The organism is Methanocalculus sp., from assembly GCF_029762515.1.
In the GTDB taxonomy this organism is placed as follows: domain Archaea; phylum Halobacteriota; class Methanomicrobia; order Methanomicrobiales; family Methanocorpusculaceae; genus Methanocalculus.
Window position 1 is genome coordinate 1 of sequence record NZ_JARVGN010000479.1, and the last position, 1,603, is coordinate 1,603.

The 1,603-nt window shown below is 39.9% G+C and carries 2 protein-coding genes; both read right to left on the minus strand.

The window, feature by feature from the left end; genetic code table 11:
• On the minus strand, nt 1-1,342 hold a 1,342-nt coding region (locus QCH34_RS12370; RefSeq protein WP_300334580.1), incomplete at its 3' end, for a hypothetical protein.
• Nucleotides 1,335-1,603 (minus strand): hypothetical protein (locus QCH34_RS12375; RefSeq protein ID WP_300334581.1); only part of this gene is annotated, 269 nt, incomplete at its 5' end. The genes QCH34_RS12375 and QCH34_RS12370, both read right to left, overlap by 8 nt.

The window sequence follows — 1,603 nt, forward strand, 5'->3', positions numbered from 1 at the left end:
GCTTTTTTCCCCAAAAATCGATCTGGCCAATATATTTGTCTTCAAAGAAGGGATAGAAATTCCACCATTCATGGACAAATCCATGTTCTTTCACAAACTTAAATCCATATTTTGATCGTTCCGCATATCCTTGGGGATCGAATCCCCGCCATCCATTATTGCTCCACGCAATTTTTGAAACAAAGATGGTGGATTCTCCATTAATGTTTTCAGACTCGATTAATTGCAGGAATTGGTCTTTTGATAATGCCGAGATGGTTGTGAAAAATTTTTTATCGAAATCCTGTGGAATCGCTCTTTCAGCCCGATCCAACCATTTGATGTTGCGAATAACAGTGTAATCCTCTTTATTTCGTTGCGGGTGTTGTTGTGGACCAGATGTGACAATTCCCCATCCTAAAACCGATTCATTGCCACGATTTGCAACGATGAGATCACCAATCCGAACCTTACGCAGAAATTTATGGATCAGGTCTGTAGCTTTCTTTGTTGTATCTGGATAGAATGATTCGAACGTCTCCAGTAGTTGTTCTTTATCATAGGAAAACCACTCAACTTTGGCATCTTTGAGGTATTCTTCCCAACAAATTCCAAATGTTTCGTTCTTTGAGAATTCGTCCCAATATCTTCCTTTTCCCCCCGGTGCTATTTGCCAGTGGGACAACGACGCAACCTCGTATAAAAAGTAGTCAAGCGTTGCGAGATCTGCATCCTTGAATGATGGATCCTTCCTGATCTCCGCGAGCACTTTTTTCAACTGGTAATTGAACGCAAGATAATGTTCCCCGGCTCTCTTCCCGGTTTTGGGGATATCATTAACCTCTATTCCGAAATATCGAAGTGCTTTTTCCGATGAACCGTAAAATATGCCATATTCTTTAGGATCGAAATAACAGAGAAATTCAGAAGTAATTCCCTTATTGACACCACCTATTTGTATGAAGCGTTGATACCGCTCGGTGAAAGCGTCTTTTGAATACAAGAGATCTTTTGCCTTTTCGATAAATCCCTTATCTTCTACCAATCCCCGTGCCCATCCTTCATGATCTTCCTCTGTACCGCCAGGCCCCCCACCAAATTCGATGGAAAAGAACCTACTGAGAAGATGTATTGCCTCCTTATTGGTGAGAATATCAATATGTTCCTTCGAAAAGGCAGTCTGGACTTGCTCTTTGAGCCATTCTCTCCTTTGAGATCCAGTCATTTCGCCGATGCCTGTCTCTTCTTCGAGCTCATCATACCTGCATTTAAATCGATCAATAAAGATTGAAACGATTTCTGAAAGGCTCAAATTTCCAAAATGATTCACAGAATTTTCGAGTAATGGTAGTGATTCAGACATAAGGCATCCACATAGGTAAAATACTCATTTCATCAATTGAATGCGTTCTTTCTACCATTCGAATATATCTTGCGGTTTTATATTCGTGAGAACGAACTATATCTGGAGATCTTATTAAATCTAAAGTCTGTATTTCGACTCGTTTTTCAGAATAACTGCAAAAATAAGCATTTATCCAAAATTTGATTATATCAGAGTTACTAGACCATTGACGTGTGCATGGACACTCACTACGATTGGTTAGATCGGTATGAACAGGCA